Genomic DNA, 23,348 nt, shown 5'->3' on the forward strand with positions numbered 1-23,348 from the left:
GTCAAAAGATGAAACATATCGTTTTTTACGATGCGCAATGTCCTTTTTGCTATTATGTTAAGAAGTGGGTTCAACGCTTCGATTGGACAGCTAGTATGAAATGGGTTTCCGCTCAAGAAGTATATGAAAACGGGCGGTATCCTTACTTGGAGGGACGGCCGCTGCTTGAAGAGATTCATCTTTTAACCGATCAAGGAAAAGTACTTGAAGGGTTTCGTTCAATCCGGTTTATTTTGCTGCAGCTCCCTCTTTTCTTCATGCCTGGTTTGATATTATACTTCCCCGGTATGAAAGTATGGGGCGTACGTTTATATAAATGGTTCTCTAGCAGACGTTATGAGTGGTTTGGTCAATATGATCAGCCAAGGTATGACTGATTTTTTTACAATGATTATGTAAAATACTTATAATATAAAAAAAGAACGAAGGAGATTCTTTACTTATGAAAGAAGAATTAAAGTATATTGGAAACCGTATTATTGAATTCAGACATGAGCTTACTTTAGAAATTGAGAATTATGAACAAGATTCCTATGAATCAAGTATAAATCAATCCGATTTAACGCGGGAACAAATTAGAGAGTGGCGTTCTTATTTTTTTCAACTGCTTGGGGAATCGCTGTTCGAAAATTATGAAGAAGTGAAAGAGAAAGTCACGAACTGGGCGAATGAAATTGGCGAAAAAGCAGTGGAAAAAGGGGTTCCTCTTAATGAAACCATTGCCACAATGGGATATTATCGAACGCTGATTTGGAAAACGTTTGATGAAGAGCTGCAGGAAAACCAGTTTGCAGCCATCACAGTTTTAGATGTTAACAAATTTATAAACCCGTTATTAGACCAAGTTATTTTTCAATTTAGTCAAATTTATATCCGGCATAATAATGAGGCCTACGAGAAAGCACAAGATAAATTAACTCAATTATCTGTTCCTGTAGTCCCTATTGCAGATCGTGTAGCTGTGCTGCCAGTCATTGGCGAACTGGATCCAGATCGTGCTCAGCTTATCATGGAAAAATCATTGGAGAAAAGTGCAAAATATCAGCTTCAATACTTACTTATTGATATATCCGGCGTTCCAGAAATTGACGCTACGGTAGCCCACTTTCTTTTCCAAGTGAGTCATTCGCTGGAATTAGTAGGTGTGGACACTACACTTACAGGCATCCGTCCGGAAATTGCCCGTTCTGTTGTAGAAAGAGGGGTTAATTTTACTCAAGTTAAAACGAGGGCGAATTTAAAACAAGCTTTAAATGAAATTGGTATTACTGTAGAAAAAGCGTAGGGGAGAGGCCCCCTGCGCTTTTTGTTTATTCTGGATCTGCTACTTTCACAAGTTGCTTCCCTAAGTTTTCCCCTTTGAAGAGGCCGAAGAAAGCATCTGGAATTTGATTGAACCCTTCGACAATTGTTTCTTCATACGTTAGCTTTCCGTCTTGCAGCCATTTAGAAAGGTGTTGGAATCCCTCATTAAAGCGTTCTTGATAATCTCCGACTGTAAACCCTTTTATAAGAGCACTTGATTTGATGAGCTGCATATGAATTCTTGGTCCTTGATCATTCGGCGTATTGTAAGAGGAGATGGCTCCACACTGCACAATGCGCGCGAATTTATTGAGTAATGGATAAACAGCGTCAGAAATATCTCCGCCTACGTTGTCGAAATAAATATCAACGCCATTAGGGCAAGCCTCCTCTAATGCTTGAGCGACATTCTGGCTTTTATAATTAATAACGAGATCGACCCCTAATTCGTCTGTAAGATAACGTGTCTTCTCCTGGGTGCCTGCAATACCCACAACCCGGCATCCGTGAATTTTTCCGATTTGGACAACAGCTGAGCCAACGGCACCTGCTGCGCCGGATACCACCAGTGTTTCACCTTCCTTAGGCGCTCCAATATCCATAAGGCCAAAGTAGGCAGTCAAGCCAGGCATCCCAAGAATTCCTAAAGAGGTAGTGACTGGGCCTAGCGAGGGATCGACTTTTCTTATAGATTTTTCATTTGCGGCCGAGTATTCTTTCCATTCCAGGGATCCTGTTACGATCTCCCCTTCATTAAATTGCTCAGAGCGTGATTCTATCACTTGAGCAATCGCACCACCGGATATGGGCTCATTTAATTGGAATGGTTCAATATACGATTTAGCATTACTCATGCGGCCTCGCATGTACGGGTCAACGGAGACATATAGAGTTTTTAACAATACTTCTCCTTTATCAGGCTTTGGATTACTTTGTTCAACTATTTTTAAGTGTTCATGCGTCGGGGCAGCTTCTGGTCTTTTCACTAAATGTATTTCACTGTTCAATATTGTCCTCTCCTTTATGTGAAGGTCTTTTCATTGTAACGGTGAATTCAATGCTTATAAAATAATCAGCTTTAAAATGGCCGAACCATGATAAAGTAAATGTAAAGGGGGGGAAGAAAATGTACAAGGAAGTAAAAATTGTAGAAGGGGAGAATTTTGTTACTGTCGAAGAAGCGGAGAGCCTTGATCATGTGAGGATGAGAGTGCTCTTAGAGGAGTTGGAAGTAAACTATGATGAGGTAGAACACTATACTGTTTTGTTGAGTAAGTTTCAAACTAAACAAGTTGAAGATGTGCTCTTAGAAAAAGGCTACCAATGGGAAGAAACTACTGTTTATGTACATAAAAATCTTATACAACTTGAAGGTCGCTCAAGTTCGATAAAGTTAAGAGATTTAGAAACACAGACTGAGGCTGCTTTTCTGGATGTATGGAAAGAGTCAATGAGCGGTTCACTAAGTAGTGACTCACCATTGCACATGGAAGAACAAATGAAAAGTGTTAAAAAAGAAATTGGGCCAAGCTATAAAAAGACGTGTATGACTGCCTTTGAAAATGAAGAACCGATCGGGGTGATTATGCCTCATATAGAACAAGGGACAAAGGAAGAAGGGCGGCTGTTTTATTTCGGATTACGCCCAAAGTTCCGTGGACAATATAGAGGCAGGGAGCTTCATCATCTTGCATTAATTAGATTAAGAGATGATTTTGGCGCCACTACTTATATTGGTGCTACCAGTCAAAACAATGAACCAATGTTAAAGGTGTTTTCCGCTAATGATTGTGAAGTAAGAGAGAGGAAGCTTGCCTTTAGAAAAACCATAAAACGAAAATAGATAAAAAAGGTTGACATATAGAAATTTTGGTAAAAATTTGGTAAGGTGTAAGAGTATTAGTAAAAAAGAACGACATCGATAGAATATAAAAGTTTGGAGAGAGGCAATGATCCTAAAAGAGACAGCTGTTAAGGTGGCTAATGCTTATAAAGCCAATTCAAAAGTTGAAGCGATTTACATTGCTGGCTCCTTATCCAGGGAGTGGGAAGATGAATACTCTGATATTGAGTTGAATATATGTTGGAGTGAGTCTCCTGGTGATGAAGATCGTAAGTCCGTCATCAACGAACTGAACGGCAGCATCATTGATTTTCACGAATATGAAGAAGAAGAATGGTCCGAATCGTATGAAGTGGATGGAGCTAAAATTGAGATCAGCAGCTTTTTGACAGAGACGATACTTAAGAAAATTCAACGAGTAACGAAAGAATTCCGAATTGATATAGAAGATCAGAGTATCGCGGCTTCTATTCACTATGGTATTCCGTTATACGGCGAGGAAGTCCTGGATGGACTTAAAGCAAAAGTGCTTGTTTATCCTGAATCTCTAAGCAGCAATATGATCAATGCCCATTTAGATTTTGGACCGAGATGGAAGCATCGCCACACCCTGCTGGATCGAGAAGATTGGCTGATGTTTTATAGTTTATTAACGGGGACCCAGGAAAAGGTGATGGGACTCTTATTTGGACTCAACTGTATGTATGTTCACCACCCCGCATATAAGTGGCAAAAACAGAGCTTAGATTTGATGAATATTAAGCCCGATCGTATAAATGAACGTTTAGAAAGTGTTTTCTTATCAACTCCTGCTGCCGGTCTTCAAGAACTAGAGGGAGTAATTGAAGACATAGAGCGATTAATTGATGAGAAGGACACTTCCCTATAATTAAGAGAATACCACGCCTTTCTATACATGGTCTGGCTAAATCCCAGCTAGTGTGAATTGAATCGTTAAACTTATGAAGGGATAGAAGGCGCAAATCTCTTAATAGTTAGAAGAAAAGGGTCCTGTGTGGAGATTAAATTCCACACAGGACGCTATTTTAATTCTATCTTTCATCGGCCTTTAATATCACTCGCTTTCCGCAGGAGTCTCGAGGTATTCGCCCGCCCCAAACCGAAAAAGATTGCCCATCACCTAGCTAACCCTGCACAGGTAATGAGCAATCTTTGTCTAGAAGGCACCTTCCGCTTTCAATTGCTTATATTCTTCATCCGTGAAAGCACGCGATCGTGACAAGAACCGTTTTCCCTCTACTCCTTCTAACGAAAACATCCCGCCTCGTCCATCAACCACATCAATGATTAATTGAGTGTGTTTCCAATAATCGTATTGCTTTTTATTCATATAAAAAGGTGTCTCTCCAATTTCGCCTAATTTTACATCCTGACTTCCAATGAGCAAGTCTCCCTGCTGATAACACATAGGAGAACTCCCATCACAGCAGCCACCAGATTGATGAAACATAAGAGGTCCGTGCTTTTCCTTAAGGGTGGACAAAAGTTCGAGGGCAGCGTCAGTTGCAATAACACGCTCAACCATCAGCTATTCACCTCCGTTTAATTTTAGAACCATTGAAAGAGAGGGGGGAGCAAATCCCCCTCTCTTTCAATGTCGCTCTTTAATTTTAAAAGAATCCAAGTTTCTGCGGGCTGTAGCTGACAAGCAGGTTTTTCGTTTGTTGATAATGATCCAGCATCATCTTATGGTTTTCACGACCCACACCGGACATTTTGTAACCACCAAATGCTGCATGCGCCGGGTAAGAGTGATAGCAGTTTGTCCAGACCCGCCCAGCTTCGATGCCGCGCCCGAAGCGGTAAGCGGTATTCATGTCCCGCGTCCACACACCTGCACCAAGTCCATATAACGTATCATTAGCAATGTTCATAGCTTCTTCATGGTCTTTAAAAGTAGTAACAGACAAGACTGGACCAAATATCTCCTCCTGGAAAATTCTCATCTGGTTATTTCCTTTAAACATCGTAGGCTGTACATAATATCCATCAGCGAAGTCGCCGTCCATTTGATTACGTTCGCCTCCAACCAAGCATTCAGCTCCTTCTTCTTTACCAATATTTAAGTAAGAAAGGATTTTATCCAGCTGTTCTGAGGAAGCTTGAGCTCCCATCATCACTTCAGGATCTAATGGGTTACCTGTTTTGATTGCCTTAACACGTTCAATGACTCTTTCCATAAACTTGTCGTAAATGGATTCATGAATAAGAGCCCGGGATGGACATGTACAGACTTCACCCTGGTTTAAGGCAAACATAACCATACCTTCAATTGTTTTATCTAAGAAGTCATCATCTTCCGCCATCACGTCTTCAAAGAAAATGTTTGGGGATTTCCCTCCAAGTTCCAAAGTAACAGGGATAATGTTTTGCGATGCATATTGCATAATCATTCGACCTGTTGTAGTTTCTCCAGTAAAAGCTACTTTATTAATACGAGGGTTCTGGGCAAGTGGCTTACCAGCTTCTAAGCCGAACCCGTTTACTATATTTAAAACGCCGGCTGGAAGTAAGTCTTCAATCAGTTCGAGTAAGTAAAGAATAGATGCTGGAGTTTGTTCTGCAGGTTTTAGTACAATGGCATTTCCAGCGGCAAGAGCAGGTGCGACCTTCCAAGTTGCCATAAGTATAGGGAAATTCCAAGGAATAATCTGACCTACTACACCTAGCGGCTCTTTAAAGTGGTAAGCAACTGTATCGTTATCAATTTCTCCAATCGTACCTTCCTCCGACCGGATAACGGAAGCAAAGTAGCGGAAGTGATCGATAGCTAAAGGGATATCAGCATTTAATGTTTCTCGTACAGCTTTTCCATTTTCCCATGTTTCCGCAACTGCCAGCTGCTCCAGATTTTCCTCCATGCGGTCAGCAATTCGATTTAAGATTAATGATCTTTCTGTTACGGACGTCTTACCCCACGCATCTTTCGCTTTGTGGGCGGCATCAATAGCAAGTTCAACGTCTTCTTCTGTAGAACGAGCCACCTGGCAGAAGTTTTTACCTGTTACAGGTGAAACGTTATCAAAGTATTGTCCTTTAACGGGGGCTGTCCATTTTCCGTCAATAAAGTTGTCGTATCTGTCCTTAAATTGTACCACTGATCCTTCTGTGTTTGGAAATGCGTAGACCATATATTAGATTCCTCCCGAAATAATCTTTTAAGTGCAAACGCTTACAAATTTCACCAAAAAGAAAATCTGCACTTAATTCGAAAGTATCACTGTATCTGAATTTTGTCAATTATTAGATAATATTGGTGGTGACAAAGGCTCGCGTCGACTATGAAATTTGTTATAATAGATTCATATTTATGATAGAAAGGATAGAATTTATGATGACGACAACGAATCGCATTATGCTTGTAGATGGAATGGCGCTGTTATTTAGAGCATTTTACGCCACAGCTATAAGCAATTATTATATGGTGAATAGCAAAGGGATACCTACGAATGGCGTCTATGGAATGATGAAGCACCTATTTACTGCAATCGATACTTATCAGCCTACGCATGTGGTCTGCTGCTGGGATATGGGGAGCAAGACTTTTAGAAATGACCTTTTCCCAGACTATAAAGCGAATCGCGGGGCGCCTCCCGAAGAACTAATTCCTCAATTTGATCTAGCTAAAGAAGTAGTGGAGTCATTGAATATCCCGAACATAGGCACCATTGGATATGAGGCTGATGACTGTATGGGCACGCTAAGCCAAGGGTATAGTGAGCATTCTCAAGTGTTTATTTTAACGGGAGATCAAGATATGCTGCAGCTGTTGAAGCCTAACGTATCCGTTATTTTATTAAAAAAAGGATATGGGAATTATGCTGAATATCGCGAAGATTCCTTTTACGAAGAAAAAGGGATTACCCCTCAACAAATGGTCGATTTAAAGGCATTGATGGGAGATAGCAGTGATAATTATCCAGGTGTTCGTGGCATTGGTGAAAAAACAGCGTTAAAGTTATTGATGGAACACAAAACGATTGAAGGGATTTTAGAAAATATAGAGCAACTTACGAAAGGTCAGCGTACTAAGATTGAAAAGGATCTTGAAATGCTGCATTTATCAAGGAAGCTTGCTCAAATTTACTGCGAAGCGGATGTTAATTGTTCCCTCGATGAAGCTTTATTTTATATCGATGAAGAACGAATGGCGAATAAATTCGATGAATTAGAATTTAAAAACTGGCAGAAAAACATTGTGCGAATATAAAAAGATGATCGGCCTAGAGCCGATCGTTTTTTTTTAAGAGTGTTTTAAATTTCCTTTGATTTATAGCGGCTGGCTTCTATAAACAGCATCGAACATTTTTTATACATTCTGCGATCATAGTAGAGTTCTGCTAACAATTCTAAATAATTTTTGTGATCATTATATTCATTGAGTGACAGGGCATCAGGAATAATGGTCTTCTCTAACGTATCAATAAATGTATCCTCATTCATCGTTTGATTCATTTTGTTCCTTAGAACGTAAAATTTGTGTTGGTACTTTTTATCTTGTTGTTTGTTGGCTACTTTTTCACCTCTGGATAAGTAGTCTCGTCCGGACTCTTTGTCTTCAAGGTGAAGATACGTTTCAGCAAGCAAATATAAAGTACTTACAATTGATAGGTTTTCTCTTTCTTTTAACTTTAAGGCAAAGAGTAAATGGTCAACAGCGAGTTCATACTCCTTTTTATTGTTATAAATGTATCCAAGGTTGTGGTAGATCCTTCCTTCATCAATGACACTTAGGTATTCTTTAGAGCCTTTTAATAATTTGTGGAATAGACGCTCAGCTACATCGTGGACTTCTAAGAAGTTATAGTTAATTGCAAGCATCATATAACAGTCGGTAATTTTAGAGTAGGTAAGCGATTTCTGGTATTCTTCTAAAGCAAGATTAGCGTAGTAATTAGATTCAACATATCTTCGGAGGCGTGTATATGTGAGGGAAAAGTGATAGTGAAGCTCACTATCGTATTGGGGAAGCTTTTCCATCATTTTTTCAGCACATTGAAAATAATGAATGGTTTTTTTGTATTCCATATTCAAGAAATGATGAATACCTATCGTTTTATAATAAAGAAAATGATATTCATTTGAAGATTGAGGCAGCACGTCACGAAGCTCTTTTGTGATTTTACTAGACAGGGGCTTATAATCTTTTGTCAATTGGTATCTGGAGCGCACGACCTTGTATAAATTGGTTAAATCAATGTTTTGATTTTTATGAAGGTAGAGTGTACATTGTTTCTGTAGTTCATCCATTAGAGAAAAATCCTTTAGTTGGATAGCTTCATGCCAGTTAAGGATCTCCTTATAAATCTCTTCATCGAACTCTTCATTTAGGTTTTCTAATCGAATATTTAATCTTTCGCCCAAAAGATGATAAATCTCATTACTCGCGGTCATTGTGTTATGTTCAATTTTGCTAAGATATGAAACTGAGCAAATTCCATATGCTAACTCTTCTAATGTCATGTTTTTAAACTTACGATGCTGTTTAATTAATTGGCCCTTCAAAACTTTCACCTCTTCATCAACAAAAAACTGATCGTCTCGATCTTTTAAGAATTGAAACTAACTTGCATTATATCAAACTATCTTTGAATAGAGTAATAAATTTGGGTATTTTTCCATATTTTTCATAAAAAAAGAGGTGCGAGATCACTAAAAAACACGGGTGTGGTTTTACCCGTGTTTTGGTATTCTTTATAATGTCTTTAATGCCTCTTCAATTTGCGTATCGCCAGAGATCATCTCAAATGTTTTGTGATAAGCATTCTGATATTGCATACATGTTATCATTGTTTTCGCTACATCCGCACGTGGAACTTCGCCTCGTTCCACTTTTTCTCCCACTTTAATTTTTGTGGTTCCTTCATCATCCGTTAAGGCACCGGGACGAACGATCGTATAGTCGAGCTCAGTACCTCGTAAATATTCATCAGCTTCTCGTTTCATATCTAGATAAACTTTAAAGTTTCCTGAAGCTTCGCTTGAGTCATCTGCATTCATTGCACTTAACATAACAAACTTCTTAATACCGAGATTCTCAGTGTGTTTAATTAGATTAATCGCACCGTCTCGGTCTACTGCTTTTGTCTGCTCAGGGCCTGTACTTGAGCCTGAACCAGCTGCGAAAATAACAGCATCCATCCCTTTAATTGCATGACCCACATCCTTCGTTAGGTCTGCCAGGACTGGAGTTCCGCCCAGGTTTTCAATTGTACTTTTTTGTTCCTCTTTACGTACCATACCATAAGGTTCATGGCCGTCTTCTTTCAAATTTTGTATGAGTAAACGTCCTGTGTTTCCATTAGCTCCTGCTACTAGTACTTTCATAACTCACAAAACTCCCTTCGAATAAATCTGCATCCACCTAATATGTATCCGATTCATAATCGTCTTAAACATTAGGGTGTGGAAGGGAAGCATAACTCTTGGTAGTTACAGCGTGCACATATACGTGGATCTTCCTGCATCGAAAACTGCTCAATCGGTTTAGGGATGTTCTCATCTGCATTGATTAGTAAGCTCTGCATTTGCTCTAAGCTTATTCCGTACAAACGCTGGACGTTGACTAAATCTTGTTCCTTCAGCTGATGATCAATATGAATTCCGTCTAGTAAATATTCGTTTCGAATTACGATGTCATCGCGGGAGTCAATGTTATGCTTTTGCTGCAAATACAAAGCATAAAGAGCCAGTTGATTACGATCTTCTTCCGAGGATTTTCCTGTTTTCCAATCGACAATAATCCACTTTCCTTGTGTTAAATCTTTATATAGCAAGTCCATGACAACGAAAATTTTTACTCCGTTGACTTTCATGTATCGAAACTTCTCTGACTCCATGAACCGCATCTCACTTTTGTTAAGTACATCAGAAAACGAACGGCTGGCAAAGAAGTTGCTTACGGTCGTGTGAAGCCGATCCGTAATTTTATCAGTTTTCCCTTTTGGCAGTTGGTTCGTCTGACTGTAATAAATCTCATGCAGCATCGTGTAATGCTTAGGCCGGTGCTGCCATAAATGCTCTTTCTTTGTAGATTCAATAAAGCTGCGATTGAGTTGATGGCGAATTTCATCTATTACAGACTCTTCACTAGGAATCTCTTGATTTTTCAGAACTCGTTGGATAATTTGATAGATTAAATCGTGCACCACGCTTCCGAAATGCATTTCTAAGTTCGTAATTTTCTTTAAACGATAGGTCTGGCGGGCAAGTGAATCAGCGTTGTGAAGCCAGCCGTTGTGGGAAGCGTAATAATCATAAGCATATTTTCTTAAGCAGGTCAGCATGGTCTTGTGTCGTGACAAAGACCATGACATCTCCGGGTAGTTTCTAACCTCAAACATTCTATATCCTCCATTGGAATTCTTGTAAATTCACTTTTTTGTTTATAACGACGACCCCTTCATCTTCAAGATCCAACTGCTGTTCTAATGCCGTTTCGTCATCTTTAACAGCGATTTCTCCTTTTGCATTAATCACTCGATGCCAGGGAAGAGAGTGTTTTTGGCTCATCGAATGAAGTATACGAGCCACTTGTCTGGCGGCGCGAGGATTGCCGGCCTCACGTGCTACTTGACCGTACGTCATAACCGAACCTGACGGAATCGAACGAATCGTCTTTAACACCCTTTCCGTAAAAGGATTCATAGAAAAAGCTCCTCTGCCTCGTTCACATCAATAGCCGAAAGGTAACAAAATTTGGTACAATTCAGCTAAACAATAGAGAACGGAGATTTATGTATGAGTATATCACGAGTATTAACTATCGCTGGTTCCGCGGCCCAGGGGAGTGCAGGCATTCAGGCTGATCTCAAAACGTTTCAAGAATTAGACGTTTACGGAATGAGCGCTGTTACAGCCATTGTAGCTAATAACTCAACAACAGAACAAGGAATATTCACTCAGCCCCTCAAAGCCATAGAAGCTCAAATACACGCCTCTTTTGAACATGTAGAACCGCAAGCGCTTAAAACGGGTATGTTATTTACAGAAGAAATCATAGATCGAACAAGCGAGCTGATCTCATACTATGGAATAAAGAATGTGGTGGTCGATCCTGTGATGATTGGTAAAATGGGGTCTCAGCTTCTACAGGATGAAGCGATCGAAGCGTTAAGGAAACACCTGCTGCCGACAGCAACGATTATCACGCCTAATTTAGAAGAAGCGGCACGTCTTTTGAACGTACCAACTCCTGATTCACCATCAGCTATGGAGAAGGCCGCCCGTGAACTTTATGGGACGGGCGCACAGTACGTATTAGTGAAAGGTGGTTCTCTAAAAAAATACCCAGCTATCGATATTCTCTATGATGGAGAAGAAATGGTTTATCTCCAATCTGAACGTTTCCCTACTATTCATACGAGTGGAGCGGGCTGTACGTATTCTGCTGCGATAGCAGCAGAACTTGCTAAGGGAAAGCCGGTAGAGGAAGCTGTTAGAACTGCAAAAGCGTTTGTCACTACTGCCATTAAATACGCGCTCGACTTTAATAAAGGAATTGGTTCCACCTATCACGCGGCTTATCGCAAGTATCACAGCTAAAGTAAAGGAGGGAATCCATGAGGAACACTCATTTGTTTCTTCTCGGGAGCGGTCCCCCTATGCCGACCCTGCTTGCAAAGAGTTTTGCTCATTTCAAAGAAGAAGGGCCCATTGTCTTACTTTTTTCACCAAGAGAAGGGGTAGCAATTAAAAAGTATGCTTCTGCTTACACAGAGCCGATTTTATATTATTCGCCTTATGCTTCCTTTTCCTATATTTCGATAAAGGAACATTATTCCGAAGACGAGCTGAACACACTTAAATCGGCTGGTGCCGTAATGATTGGCGGAGGCGATACAGTAAAATACCAGCGGAATATTGTCGATACCGATCTTGCTCCAATTATTAGAGATCTGCACAGACAAGGGGTTCCAATTGCTGGATACTCAGCCGGAGCGCTTATTGCTCCGAAAGCATGTGCGATTTCTGCTAAGGATAATGCTGAAGGAGTAATCTTAATTAAGGAAGGGCTTGGTTTAATAGAAAATATCGTTTTATCCGCTCATTATTTAAGGTGGCAGGATCAGTCTCATTTAAGACAAATCGTACGGAAATTGAAAGTGGAAGTCGGATATGGAGTTGACGACCAGTCTGGTATTTATTTTACTGAGAAAGGGCTGACAGCCATAGAGGGGTATGTATACATGGAGAGGATGTCCTCTGTAAGGGAAGGAAAAGGTTAAACGATATGTCTAAAAAGAAGCCGTTTAATGAATTAGACCGAAAAACCAAGCTCGTTGTGATTGTTATTTTGTCTTTTCTCGTTTTATTAGGCTTATTTATCATCCTCGGTGTATTCTTCTTAGGGATGGTAGGGTTGTTTCAACTTTTAGGAGTCACTTATGAATCCAATCGCTCGCTTGTTTTCTTTGGATTACTCGTGATTACACTAGGTTTTCTATTCGAAGTATTAGCGAAGCTCATTAAGGCTCAAATTATAAGTGGAAAAAAAGCCCACCTCAACATTAGAGTAGGAATTGACATTCTATTTACTTGGTTCACAGTCTATATCGTGGATGAATTAATTGTAAGCGTCGCGATGCACCTGTGGTCACAATGGATCTTTGCTCTACTGTTAGTTGCCTTAGACTATGCATTTGATGATCGAAAAATAAGAAATGAAAAACTCGCTTAAGCCCCAAGCTTAAGCGAGTTTCTGAATTAACCGGAGATTCGGTCATATTTATCAATTTGTTTTTGTCGTTCAGCATCCCAACGGTTTTCTGGATGCTCTTTACATTCTGTTGTACAAGCAGCATGCTGCTCGATCTCACACTCTTCACAGCATACATATTGACGGTTACAAATCGGATTGCTGCAATTGATCATGCGATCTTCTTTTTTACCGCAATGTTCGCATTCAGCGACTATATTCTCTTCAACTTGATTGACAGGAACGGCTATGCGCTCATCAAACACATACATTTTACCATCAAAAAGTTCCCCTTTAACTTCGGGATCTTTTCCGTAAGTGGTAATACCGCCTTCAAGCTGATACACATCTTCTACACCATTTTTCATCAGAATACCTGTTAACTTCTCACAACGAATACCGCCTGTACAATAGGTAAGAACTTTCTTATCTTTCCACTGATCGGCGTTTTCAGCAATCCACTCAGGGAACTCACGAGAGTGATCCACACCTGGTTGAATCGCGTTACGGAAGTGACCGATGCGGTATTCATACTCGTTTCGACCATCGATGACGATAGTATCTTCATCTTTAAGCATTTCGTAGAATTCTTTTGGCTTCAAATGTTTTCCGCCGAAATCTTTAGGATCGATATCGTCTTCTTCGATGCTCCAATTAACAAGTTCAGGTTTAACGCGGCAGTGCATTTTCTTGAATGCATGTCCTTCATGCTCATCAATTTTAAAATGGATGTCAGCAAAACGTTTATCTGAACGCACGTAATCCATGTATTGTTCTACTTGTTCAACAGTACCAGATACAGTGCCGTTTATGCCTTCGGGAGATACAATAATTCGACCGCGCAGGTCTAAATCTTTACAGTATTTTAAATGGTTTTGGCAATATTCTTCATAGTCAGGCAGATCAACATACTTGTAGTACAAAAGAACTCGATAATCTTGTGAGCTCATGGGTGATTCCTCCTATATAAATTCCTGCTTATATATAAACACATAAATGTCCATATATCATCATATTCGATTTTTTCAAGAATAGCAAATGGAAGTTTTTTGAACAAAATAAAAACGCACCGTTGGTTCACGCGGTGCGCTAAAAATCTATTGTACTGAAGCTCCAAGTACATTCTTAAAGTGTTCAAGCGCCCATTCATGCCCTGTTTGATTAAAGCTGGCTACACCATTTTTATGAACGACGACTTGATAACCAAGATTGTAAGCTTCAACAGCTGTGTGCAGAACACAAATATCGGTGCACACTCCCACTAAGTGCAGTTCGGTAATTCCTCGCTCACGTAATTTCATGTCTAATTGTGTACCGCTAAAAGCACTATATCTTGTTTTATCCATATAAAATAGGTTTTCTTTTAACTGATGCTCGTTATAAATATTAGCTAGTTCACCGTAAAGACCTCTGCCGTGACTTCCACGGATATTATGTGGGGGAAAAAGCTCTGTTTCTGGATGATAAGGATCATCTTTTTCATGAACGTCCACAGCAAATACAATATAATCTTCCTGTTTGATAAATTCTTTCGTTAACTGAATGATCTTGGTTTCAATGCTCTGACCTGGATCGCCGCAAGTCAGCGCTCCATCAGCTGCTACAAAATCATAGGTGTAATCAATTACAATCAAAGCTTTATTCATTCCATTCCCCACCCCTTATGTTCTGTATATACACTTATCTTAACACAAGGGATCCTGGTTAGGTAGAAGATGCTTTTACACTTATACTTGTATCTCTACGAACAGCGATCAATAAAACAATACCGCATAGAACAAGAAGTGCACTTGTTACAAAAAAGACTGACGAGAAACCATACCACCCAGAAAGCATCCCTCCCAGGGCAGGACCGATAATGTTACCGAGGAAGCGTAAGCTTGTGTTATAACCAAGCACTTCTCCCTGCATAGCGACGGGGGCTTGCTGGCGGATGTAAGCGGTTCGGACAGGGATGATTCCTCCGATAGATATACCGAGAAGGAAACGTAAAATCACTAATTGCCAAATGTTTGTTACGAAAGCTGCTGGGAAGTAGACAAGACCTGCCATAAATAATAAAAAAATGAGGATTCTTATATAGCCTTGTTGATCAGCAATGGTTCCCCAGCGTCTAGCCATCATCAAGTTCCCCAAACCTGCAGCAGAAAAAGCAATCCCCGAAAAAAGAGCTAAGTTTTCCGGACCATGTAAATCTTCTACGTACAAGGAAAGAATGGGTTGAATGCTAAAATGGGCTACTTGGATAAACAGTGAAATGACCATAACGACAAGCAGTACAGGGTTCTGAACGATGTGAGCTATGACTTCTTTTGATGTATAGCTTGATTTTTCATCTTCTTCTTTATCAATTTGTTGTTCTTGAATTCCGAAGAAAACAATAAACGCTGAAATAAAGACGAAGATCGATACAAATTGAAAAGTCATGCCATAACCAATGGAATCCGCGATAACTCCTCCAATCATTGGACCAAGAAGCGTTCCTGTAATACTTCCTGTCTGCAGCGTTCCAAGTACACGCCCCGCCATATGTTTAGGTGTTTGAGTAGCAATTAAAGCTTGTGACATTGGAATAAAGCCAGTAAAAATTCCCATAAAAAAACGTAAGAAAAATAGTTCCCACACGGATGAAGCAAACCCCATAAGTAATACGGATAAGGCTAACCCGGTAGAGGAAATAATTAATATATTTTTTCTTCCATAACGGTCTCCTATTTTCCCCCAGATAGGAGAAAATAGAAAAGCAGTTACAAATGTAATACCGAACACCCATCCCGACCAGGTCTGGACGTACGAACTAGAAAAATCCCCCTAGATCATCTATATACAGCGATAAAAAAGGCAATACCATTGTAATACTGCCCGCGATAAAAAAGTTTGCGAACCACATTATCCAAACGTTACGTGTGGCTCTTTGCTCTTGACTAAGGATAGCAACCCCTTCTTCCACAGGTATTTCGTTACACTAAATATTTATACCATACAAGGGGCTCACTTTAAAGGAAACAAACTAGTGTAAATCTTTCACATCAGGGAATCTATAAATAATAAAAAAATCCTTTTATAAAAACGCTTGCAAAACTTGTATATACAAATTATAATCATAAGTGAATTTTGTATATACAAGTCAGTCGAATGTAAGCGTTTAAGAGGAAGTCATCAAGTGAAAGAAACTTTTTGAATATAGAGAGAAAACAGTGGAGGTGGTTGTCCCGGTCAAGGGAGAAATCGTTGACATAAAGAAAGCGTACGAGCCTGCTTTTGCAGAAAACTGATGGTGGCGGACTTATCAAGAAAGCTGAGAGTAAGATAGCACCAATTGTTGAAGAAAATGTAGAGACGAAAGCTGCAGCTGGGACAACCGTACTAATAAGCGTACATTGCTAGTAAATCGAGGAGGGAAGATCATGAATCATAAAAAACAAGCCGAGTTGATACTCGAGGCGATTGGCGGCAAAGAAAACATTAATGCTGCTACTCACTGTGTCACACGTCTTCGGTTAGCGTTAAATGATGAAGGTATTGTAGATGATCAAAAGTTAAATGATATTGAAGCCGTGAAAGGGTCCTTTTCTACAAATGGCCAGTTTCAAATCGTAATTGGGCAAGGGACGGTAGATAAAGTATATAAAGAATTAGTTGCTATCGCAGGAATTGGCGAGTCTTCTAAAGAAGAAGTGAAAGAAGCTTCTGCCAAGAAAATGAATCCGCTTCAACGAGGCATAAAAACGTTAGCTGATATTTTTATTCCTATTTTACCTGCCATCGTTACAGCCGGTCTGCTGTTAGGGATTAACAACATATTAACGGGTCCTGGGATCTTTTTTGATGAAGAATCTATTATTGATGTCTATCCTCAATGGGAAGGCATAGCGAATATGATTTTCATTATTGCAAATACCGCCTTTGCTTTTTTGCCCGGTTTAATCGGGTGGTCGGCTGTTAAAAGGTTTGGTGGTAATCCGCTTCTCGGTATTGTGTTGGGACTTGCTCTTGTCCACCCGGATTTACTGAGTGCATGGTCTTATGGTGATGCGGTAGAAGAAGGATCCGTGCCGGTATGGAATTTATTTGGTTTGGAAATTGACAAAATCGGTTATCAAGGCCAGGTACTACCTGTACTTGTAGCTGCCTGGGTAATGACGAAGATAGAGCTCTTCATGCAGAAACGTACGCCAGATGCGATTCAGCTATTAGTTGTCGCCCCTGTTGCTTTGCTTGTGACTGGTTTCTTAACGTTCATACTAATAGGACCTGTAACATTCGCAATTGGTAATTTTATTACAGACGGACTAGTTGGAATTTTCGATGCAGCTGCAGCTCTTGGTGGTTTAATATATGGTGGTTTGTATGGAGTAATGGTAATTACAGGTATGCACCATACCTTCTTAGCTGTAGATATTCAATTAATTGGAAGCACAAATACAACGTTCCTGTGGCCAATGCTGGCACTATCAAACATTGCCCAAGGTTCTGCAGCCTTTGCCATAATGCTTGCTTCACGTGATGAAAAACTCAAAGGTTTAGGGTTATCCTCAGGTATTTCTGCTTGGCTAGGGGTAACGGAGCCTGCTTTATTCGGGGTGAATTTACGATTTAAATACCCATTTGTGATTGCAATTTCTTCTTCAGCAATCGCCGGTCTTTATATTTCTTCTCAAGGTGTACTGGCTAACTCAATTGGTGTCGGTGGTGTACCCGGAATATTCTCCATTGTCACGCAGTACTGGTTTGACTTTATTATTGGAATGGTGATCGTTATCGTTCTGCCGATTATAGCCACTTATCTATATGCAAAACGTAAACGTGACGTGTAAGAATCAATTGAAATGGAGGAAGCTCATATGACCGCACAACCATGGTGGAAAAAAGCTGTCGTTTATCAGATATATCCTAAAAGCTTTAATGATACAACAGGAAATGGTGTGGGCGATATCCAGGGTATCATTGAAAAATTAGACTACCTTAAAACACTCGGGGTTGATGTTCTTTGGCTCACACCAATGTACAAATCCCCGCAGAATGATAACGGATATGATATTAGTGATTATTATGATATTCACGATGAATATGGAACAATGCAAGATTTTGAAAGGCTTCTTGAGGAAACACATAAACGCGGAATGAAGTTGATTATGGATATTGTTATTAATCACACGTCTACGGAACATGAATGGTTTCAAGAAGCAAAGAAATCAAAAGATAATCCTTACCGTGATTATTATATTTGGAAAGATCCAGTCGATGGCGGACCGCCAAACAACTGGCAGTCCAAATTTGGAGGGAATGCATGGGAGTATGATGAGGAGACCGGTCAATATTATTTACACTTATTTGATGTGACTCAAGCCGACCTCAACTGGGAGAACAAAGAAGTAAGAGAGAGACTTTATGAGATGATGCGCTTCTGGGGAGAAAAAGGTGTTGATGGTTTCCGTCTGGATGTCATTAACTTAATCTCGAAAGATCAAGACTTTCCAAACGATGACGGAAGCGCTGCTCCAGGAGACGGACGTAAGTTCTACACGGACGGTCCAAAGGTTCATGAATATATGAAGGAAATGAATCGTGAAGTTTTTACGCCTTACGACTTAATGACTGTAGGAGAAATGTCATCAACTACAATTGAACATTGCATTCGTTACACGGCTCCAGAACGTAAGGAACTAAGTATGACGTTCAATTTCCATCATTTAAAGGTTGACTATCCAAACGGAGAAAAATGGACGAAAGCGCCGTTTGATTTTCAGCAGCTCAAACAAATTCTCTCCACGTGGCAGGAAAAGATGAATAAAGGCAGTGGTTGGAATGCGTTATTCTGGTGCAATCATGATCAGCCGCGGGTTCTGTCAAGATTCGGAGATGATGTAAATTACCCGGAAGAATCCGGAAAAATGCTGGCAACGACCATTCACATGATGCAAGGAACCCCTTATATTTATCAAGGGGAAGAGTTTGGTATGACAAATCCTAAATTTGAATCGATTTCCCAGTATAGAGATATTGAATCATTGAATGCCTTTAAGCTGCTTAAGGAAAAAGGGTTAGACGAGGCAGAGATTTTAGAAATATTAAAGCAGAAGTCACGTGATAACTCGCGTACTCCAGTTCAGTGGAATAATGAACAAGCGGCTGGATTTACAACAGGTACACCTTGGATTCCTGTAGCGGAAAATTATCCTCAAGTGAATGCAGGGAAAGTGATGAGAGAAGAAAACTCCATTTTTACTCATTATCAAAAGTTAAACGAACTTCGTAAAACACATGACATCATTACTCATGGAGATTACCAGTGGATCGATCAAAAGGACGAGCAGGTATTCGCATATACGAGACAGTGGAATGATGAAACACTTCTTGTAGTAAACAATTTCTATGGTGAAGAAACCATTTTTGAACTGCCGCATAACTTAAAAATTAAAGGTGAGCCAGAAGTCTTAATCAACAACTACGAACAGCCATCTTTGGACTATCGTCAGGTGAAGCTGCGTCCATATGAATCCATTGTTTACCATTTTAATGCGAAATGATAGGATAGTAGCGGTGATGTGAACATGAAAAATAAATATCTTGTTATCTACAACGACTTAGTTCAGATGATTCAGCAAGGGGAGTTCATGGCTGGGGATACATTGCCTTCTGAACATGATCTCTCCCAACAATTTTCTACCTCAAGAGAAACGATACGTAAATCGTTAAACCTTTTATCTCAAAATGGATATATCCAAAAAGTGAGAGGAAAGGGATCGGTAGTATTAGATCAAAATAAGTTTGAATTTCCTGTTTCCGGACTTACAAGTTTTAAAGAATTATCCGATCAGCTTGGTCAAAACTTTAAAACATATGTGCACGAAGTATTTGTAGAAACCGCTGATAACCGATTGCGCTCCAGGTTAAATTGTGAGACGAACGTAAAGATTTGGAAAATATCCAGATCTAGAGAAATTAATGGGGAGCGTGTCATACTAGATAAAGACTACATCAGAGAAGACATAGTGCCCAATTTGACGAAATCAATTGCTGAAGGCTCTATATATGAATATATTGAAAACGAATTGGGGTTAGATATCAGCTTTGCTAAAAAGGAAATTGTCGTAGAACAAGTAACATCAGAAGATCAAAAGTATTTAGATGTAGAAGAGCATGCTCAAGTCGTAGTCATACGAAGCTATGTCTACCTTGCAGACGCGACATTATTTCAATTTACAGAGTCCAGACACAGACCAGATAAGTTCCAATTTGTTGATTTTGCCAGGCGGACAAAATAACAGCCGATGATTTGTAATCATCGGCTCAGCTTGGAGAGAAACCTTAATTTTCTCTTTTACCTCGACAATGTAAACACTTCTCGCATTAGAAAGAGAAAAGGGTTTTAGGAAATTACTCCCTTTCCATGGGCGAATGGTGTGCCTCCTCGGGCTTTATAGCCCTCCGGGGTCACACCTTATTCGTATCTCCCATGGGAGTCTCGCCGTTTCCTAAAACCCTTTTTCGAGATAGATCACTGGAAAAACCACTTAATCAAGCTGTGTCCTTATGAAAACAGAGTTTGCAGCTTGGCATACACTTCACGATTCCACTTTGATAAAAGGAACGGAAAAAGTGCCGACTCCTGCGAGCCGAGGAGATTTTCCGTCTTGTCCCTCAGAAAGGAGCCCGCTGAAAAACTGAGGTCTATGAAAGGTGAAATTTTAAAAAGCGGTCTGTGCAGAAATTAATTTCTGCACAGACCGTTTTTCTTCTAACTTTAAAGATATTTGTGCCTTTGCTTCCTTCATAAGTTTAACGATTCGTTCAATTGGCTGTGAAATCGCCCTTCCCGTTGTAATATAGGAATGGGTTTTAGATTGATCTCTGTTGACGCCACGATGAGCGTTCGGTGGTGACGCCTGGTCGATTAAAACCGGCCACGTCCTGTGGCCAACATCGACACTAGCACGTCCGGTGTGTCGCGGGAACAGCGCGAGCCGAAGATCCACTTGGTCAAGTGAACTTCTTGACCAAGTTAGTGAGGCCGTGCCCGCGGCAAGCATCCACCGACAAGCGATTCGTGAGATTCAACTACAACCTTTAACACCTTTTTAGTTAAAATGGATTTTTTTAGTGGACTCGGGGAAAGCGGCGCTTTTTTTCCTTTTCTTCATACTAATCCCACCTATAATCTTATAATAAACCCCTCTAAGCCTTTTCGACAGTCTGAGCCGATAATTTGTAATCATTGGCTGCTTTTTGTGTAAGATAAAAAATGGATATGAGTATGTGAAATCATTAGGAACTGTTACACTAGGGGAAAGAAATCAACAAGAGGTGGAACGTCATGTTTGTCATTGGAGCAACGCAAAAACTAACGAAAGAAATTAATAAAGAACTAGAAACACCTGAGCAGTATAAGGAGATTCCTGCTATCTATAAGTGGCATGCGAACTTGATTACAGTCAATCGTAGAAAATGCTTAATTATTATGAATAATCAAACGGGGATTAACCTTATTTTATTTGGATTGCGAAAACAACAATTTGAAAACTTGAACAGCGTCATTAAAGGCTCACTTAAGCAATTATTACAGCTCGTTAAAGTCGAGGAAGAAATTATTAATGAACTCTTAGAAAACGCCGAACCAATCGTCTATACCAAAACAGATAATCGCCAAGTACTTGGTATGATGAACCAAGTTCAATATTTAGTAGAAGATGCCACTGAGGGATTGGATTATGAAGCCATCGACGCCTCTGAGATCAATTATGTCAGCAATGCTGAACTTCTATTTACACCTATAGGTAAACCGCCTGTTGAGGCATTACGCGAATTTTTCGATAAATAAATTTAATCCGTACCCATCCTGGGTGCGGTTTTTTTGATGAAATGTTTAAGTGGTAACAACTTATGAATAGGGTATTAATAAAAGAAATTGTATATGTTTACAATATACCCATATGGGTATATAATTCTATATGTAAACGAAATTTATTACGGAGGGATCACACATGTTTTTTAAGTCATTCTTTGATGAAAACCTGGCGCAAATGTCTTATATGGTCGGCTGCCAAAAGACGGGAGAAGCATTAGTTATTGATCCTGCAAGAGATATAACTCCTTACTTGACTACCGCAAAAAAAGAAGACTTTGAAATAACAAGTATTACCGAAACCCACATTCACGCTGATTATCTCTCTGGATCAAGAGAGCTTGCAGAACAAACAGGAGGAAAGCTCTATCTGTCAGATGAAGGAGATGATGATTGGAAATATGGATTTGCTAAAGAGTATTCACACCAATGGATAAAGGGTGGAGATCAGTTTTATGTAGGAAACGTTAAACTAGACGTTCTTCATACTCCTGGTCATACCCCGGAGAGTTTATCTTATCTATTAACCGACGAAGGCGGCGGATCGAGCGTGCCGATGGGAATTTTCACAGGAGATTTCGTGTTTGTTGGTGACGTAGGGCGTCCTGACTTATTAGAGAAAGCAGCTGGGGCATCCGGAAGCTCAGAAGCAGGGGCTAAAGACATGTATAAGTCCTTGCAACGATTTAAAGAACTTCCTGATTTTGTCCAAGTATGGCCTGGTCACGGAGCAGGGAGCGCCTGCGGTAAATCACTGGGAGCCGTGCCATCCTCTACGGTTGGTTACGAAAAACTTAATAACTGGGCTCTATCTTATGATGAAGAAGCTTCATTTATCGACGAGCTATTAAAAGGGCAGCCAGAACCTCCTAAGTATTTTGCGATGATGAAAAAGTTAAACAAAGAAGGTCCAGGTTTGTTAGAAGACCATCAATCAGTAGAAAAAATGAATATAGAACAAATCCAAAAAGCTTTAGAAAAAGGAAATGCAGTTATAGATACTAGGTCGAAGGAAGATTTCGCAAAAGGTCACGTAGAAGGAACGATAAACCTGCCATTTAATAAAGCATTTGCAAACTGGGCCGGGTGGTTAATTAATTATGACCAAGACATTATTTTAATTAGCGATGAGTCAGAACTGGAAGGTATTCAAATAGCTTTACAATCCATCGGGCTGGACCGCCTAGTCGGATTTATAAACAAGTATGACGTAAATCAAAAAGAAAATTTAGAAACGTATGAAAGCATAACAGCCGACCAGTTAGCTGAGAGATTCAAAGACCATGAAGATTATATTATCGTTGATGTACGAAATCAATCAGAGTGGGATGAAGAGCATATGGAAGGAGCTCTCCATGTTATGCTTGGCACACTGCCAGACCGTTTAGATGAAATACCAGAAGGAAAGACTCCAATTGTCCATTGTCAATCCGGTGTTCGCTCAGCAATTGCAACAAGCGTACTGCAAGCCTGCGGATTTAAAGATGTGCTGAACCTTAAAGGCGGATTCAGTGCCTGGAAAGAATACGGAGGAAAAGTTGCATAAGGAAAGAAAATGCGTTGTTCAGTGATAAAGCTGTTCAACGCTTTTCTTTTAGAATAAAAAATATCCTTACCACAGGGGTAAGGACTAAGAA

At 39.9% G+C, this 23,348-nt stretch carries 24 protein-coding genes and 1 pseudogene; 14 read left to right on the plus strand and 11 right to left on the minus strand.

All coding sequences use genetic code 11. The features are described from left to right. The first annotated feature begins 8 nt into the window (after positions 1–8). Both ACGTNH_RS02295 and ACGTNH_RS02300 read left to right on the plus strand, forming a co-directional pair. A complete protein-coding gene (locus tag ACGTNH_RS02295; protein WP_394584726.1) occupies positions 9–377 on the plus strand; it encodes a thiol-disulfide oxidoreductase DCC family protein in 369 nt (122 codons plus the stop codon). A 65-nt stretch (positions 378–442) separates the two neighbouring features. Continuing rightward, entirely contained in the window at positions 443–1,285 is an 843-nt protein-coding gene (locus tag ACGTNH_RS02300; RefSeq protein WP_394584727.1) for an STAS domain-containing protein, read from the plus strand. A 25-nt stretch (positions 1,286–1,310) separates the two neighbouring features. Here ACGTNH_RS02300 and ACGTNH_RS02305 read toward each other — a convergent pair whose 3' ends face one another. After that, positions 1,311–2,312, minus strand: coding sequence for an NADP-dependent oxidoreductase (locus ACGTNH_RS02305; RefSeq protein ID WP_394584728.1), 1,002 nt, complete (start codon positions 2,310–2,312; stop codon positions 1,311–1,313). Positions 2,313–2,431: 119 nt separating this feature from the next. Here ACGTNH_RS02305 and ACGTNH_RS02310 point away from each other — a divergent pair, with 119 nt between their 5' ends. Together ACGTNH_RS02310 and ACGTNH_RS02315 are read left to right on the plus strand one after the other, a co-directional pair. After that, a complete protein-coding gene (locus tag ACGTNH_RS02310; protein WP_394584729.1) occupies positions 2,432–3,148 on the plus strand; it encodes a GNAT family N-acetyltransferase in 717 nt (238 codons plus the stop codon). A 106-nt stretch (positions 3,149–3,254) separates the two neighbouring features. Then, entirely contained in the window at positions 3,255–4,037 is a 783-nt protein-coding gene (locus ACGTNH_RS02315; protein WP_394584730.1) for a DUF4037 domain-containing protein, read from the plus strand. Between the two features lie 288 nt (positions 4,038–4,325). Here the strand turns inward: ACGTNH_RS02315 and ACGTNH_RS02320 are convergent, their stop codons facing one another. Both ACGTNH_RS02320 and exaC read right to left on the minus strand, forming a co-directional pair. Then, positions 4,326–4,694 carry a DUF779 domain-containing protein gene (locus ACGTNH_RS02320; protein ID WP_394584731.1) on the minus strand — a complete coding sequence of 123 codons (369 nt, stop codon included), beginning with the start codon at positions 4,692–4,694 and terminating at the stop codon, positions 4,326–4,328. Positions 4,695–4,779: 85 nt separating this feature from the next. After that, on the minus strand, positions 4,780–6,300 hold the full coding sequence (gene exaC, locus ACGTNH_RS02325) for an acetaldehyde dehydrogenase ExaC (RefSeq protein ID WP_394584732.1): 1,521 nt from the start codon (positions 6,298–6,300) through the stop codon (positions 4,780–4,782). Between the two features lie 203 nt (positions 6,301–6,503). On the opposite strand from exaC, the gene ACGTNH_RS02330 reads away from it, so the two are divergent. Beyond that, the gene (locus ACGTNH_RS02330; RefSeq protein ID WP_394586115.1) at positions 6,504–7,379 is read left to right on the plus strand and encodes a 5'-3' exonuclease; all 876 of its coding nucleotides are present in this window, start codon (positions 6,504–6,506) and stop codon (positions 7,377–7,379) included. A gap of 44 nt (positions 7,380–7,423) precedes the next feature. Here ACGTNH_RS02330 and ACGTNH_RS02335 read toward each other — a convergent pair whose 3' ends face one another. From ACGTNH_RS02335 to ACGTNH_RS02350, 4 genes are all read right to left on the minus strand, one after another. Continuing rightward, positions 7,424–8,674, minus strand: a complete 1,251-nt coding sequence (locus ACGTNH_RS02335; protein ID WP_394584733.1) for a transcriptional regulator — start codon at positions 8,672–8,674, stop codon at positions 7,424–7,426. A gap of 189 nt (positions 8,675–8,863) precedes the next feature. Next, on the minus strand, positions 8,864–9,496 hold the full coding sequence (locus tag ACGTNH_RS02340; RefSeq protein WP_394584734.1) for an SDR family oxidoreductase: 633 nt from the start codon (positions 9,494–9,496) through the stop codon (positions 8,864–8,866). A gap of 71 nt (positions 9,497–9,567) precedes the next feature. Further along, the gene (locus ACGTNH_RS02345; protein WP_394584735.1) at positions 9,568–10,512 is read right to left on the minus strand and encodes a PD-(D/E)XK nuclease family protein; all 945 of its coding nucleotides are present in this window, start codon (positions 10,510–10,512) and stop codon (positions 9,568–9,570) included. A gap of 1 nt (position 10,513) precedes the next feature. Then, the gene (locus ACGTNH_RS02350; RefSeq protein WP_394584736.1) at positions 10,514–10,816 is read right to left on the minus strand and encodes an MGMT family protein; all 303 of its coding nucleotides are present in this window, start codon (positions 10,814–10,816) and stop codon (positions 10,514–10,516) included. Between the two features lie 93 nt (positions 10,817–10,909). On the opposite strand from ACGTNH_RS02350, the gene thiD reads away from it, so the two are divergent. Genes thiD through ACGTNH_RS02365 form a run of 3 tightly spaced genes read left to right on the plus strand, consistent with a single transcriptional unit; the run spans position 10,910 to position 12,848 of the window. Next, positions 10,910–11,713, plus strand: a complete 804-nt coding sequence (gene thiD / locus ACGTNH_RS02355) for a bifunctional hydroxymethylpyrimidine kinase/phosphomethylpyrimidine kinase (protein WP_394584737.1) — start codon at positions 10,910–10,912, stop codon at positions 11,711–11,713. Positions 11,714–11,730: 17 nt separating this feature from the next. Beyond that, positions 11,731–12,396, plus strand: coding sequence for a Type 1 glutamine amidotransferase-like domain-containing protein (locus ACGTNH_RS02360; RefSeq protein WP_394584738.1), 666 nt, complete (start codon positions 11,731–11,733; stop codon positions 12,394–12,396). A 5-nt stretch (positions 12,397–12,401) separates the two neighbouring features. Continuing rightward, the gene (locus ACGTNH_RS02365) at positions 12,402–12,848 is read left to right on the plus strand and encodes a regulatory YrvL family protein (RefSeq protein ID WP_394584739.1); all 447 of its coding nucleotides are present in this window, start codon (positions 12,402–12,404) and stop codon (positions 12,846–12,848) included. Positions 12,849–12,874: 26 nt separating this feature from the next. On the opposite strand, the gene trhO is transcribed toward ACGTNH_RS02365, so the two are convergent. The 3 genes and pseudogenes from trhO to ACGTNH_RS02380 all read right to left on the minus strand — a co-directional run bounded on the left by trhO (position 12,875) and on the right by ACGTNH_RS02380 (position 15,756). Further along, positions 12,875–13,816, minus strand: a complete 942-nt coding sequence (gene trhO, locus ACGTNH_RS02370) for an oxygen-dependent tRNA uridine(34) hydroxylase TrhO (RefSeq protein WP_394584740.1) — start codon at positions 13,814–13,816, stop codon at positions 12,875–12,877. Positions 13,817–13,963: 147 nt separating this feature from the next. Further along, the gene (locus tag ACGTNH_RS02375) at positions 13,964–14,512 is read right to left on the minus strand and encodes a cysteine hydrolase family protein (RefSeq protein ID WP_394584741.1); all 549 of its coding nucleotides are present in this window, start codon (positions 14,510–14,512) and stop codon (positions 13,964–13,966) included. 58 nt (positions 14,513–14,570) lie between these two features. Continuing rightward, positions 14,571–15,756 (minus strand): annotated as a pseudogene (locus tag ACGTNH_RS02380) (MFS transporter). 371 nt (positions 15,757–16,127) lie between these two features. Here ACGTNH_RS02380 and ACGTNH_RS02385 point away from each other — a divergent pair. From ACGTNH_RS02385 to treR, 4 genes are read left to right on the plus strand one after another with little or no spacing between them, the layout of a single operon-like run. After that, positions 16,128–16,253, plus strand: a complete 126-nt coding sequence (locus tag ACGTNH_RS02385; RefSeq protein ID WP_394584742.1) for a hypothetical protein — start codon at positions 16,128–16,130, stop codon at positions 16,251–16,253. Between the two features lie 20 nt (positions 16,254–16,273). Beyond that, positions 16,274–17,683 carry a PTS system trehalose-specific EIIBC component gene (gene treP / locus ACGTNH_RS02390; protein ID WP_394584743.1) on the plus strand — a complete coding sequence of 470 codons (1,410 nt, stop codon included), beginning with the start codon at positions 16,274–16,276 and terminating at the stop codon, positions 17,681–17,683. A gap of 27 nt (positions 17,684–17,710) precedes the next feature. Further along, positions 17,711–19,396 carry an alpha,alpha-phosphotrehalase gene (treC, locus tag ACGTNH_RS02395; RefSeq protein WP_394584744.1) on the plus strand — a complete coding sequence of 562 codons (1,686 nt, stop codon included), beginning with the start codon at positions 17,711–17,713 and terminating at the stop codon, positions 19,394–19,396. A gap of 24 nt (positions 19,397–19,420) precedes the next feature. Continuing rightward, positions 19,421–20,134 (plus strand): trehalose operon repressor, encoded by a 714-nt coding sequence (gene treR / locus ACGTNH_RS02400; RefSeq protein ID WP_394584746.1) that lies wholly within the window; start codon positions 19,421–19,423, stop codon positions 20,132–20,134. Positions 20,135–20,557: 423 nt separating this feature from the next. Here treR and ACGTNH_RS02405 read toward each other — a convergent pair whose 3' ends face one another. Continuing rightward, positions 20,558–20,845 (minus strand): hypothetical protein, encoded by a 288-nt coding sequence (locus tag ACGTNH_RS02405; protein ID WP_394584748.1) that lies wholly within the window; start codon positions 20,843–20,845, stop codon positions 20,558–20,560. Between the two features lie 338 nt (positions 20,846–21,183). On the opposite strand from ACGTNH_RS02405, the gene ACGTNH_RS02410 reads away from it, so the two are divergent. Then, complete coding sequence (locus ACGTNH_RS02410; protein WP_394584749.1) at positions 21,184–21,687, plus strand: DUF6933 domain-containing protein; 504 nt, start codon at positions 21,184–21,186, stop codon at positions 21,685–21,687. Between the two features lie 163 nt (positions 21,688–21,850). Continuing rightward, a complete protein-coding gene (locus ACGTNH_RS02415) occupies positions 21,851–23,257 on the plus strand; it encodes an MBL fold metallo-hydrolase (RefSeq protein ID WP_394584750.1) in 1,407 nt (468 codons plus the stop codon). Positions 23,258–23,348 lie beyond the last annotated feature (91 nt).

This window comes from Halobacillus sp. B23F22_1 (assembly GCF_043497005.1).
Classification (GTDB): Bacteria; Bacillota; Bacilli; order Bacillales; family Halobacillaceae; genus Halobacillus_A.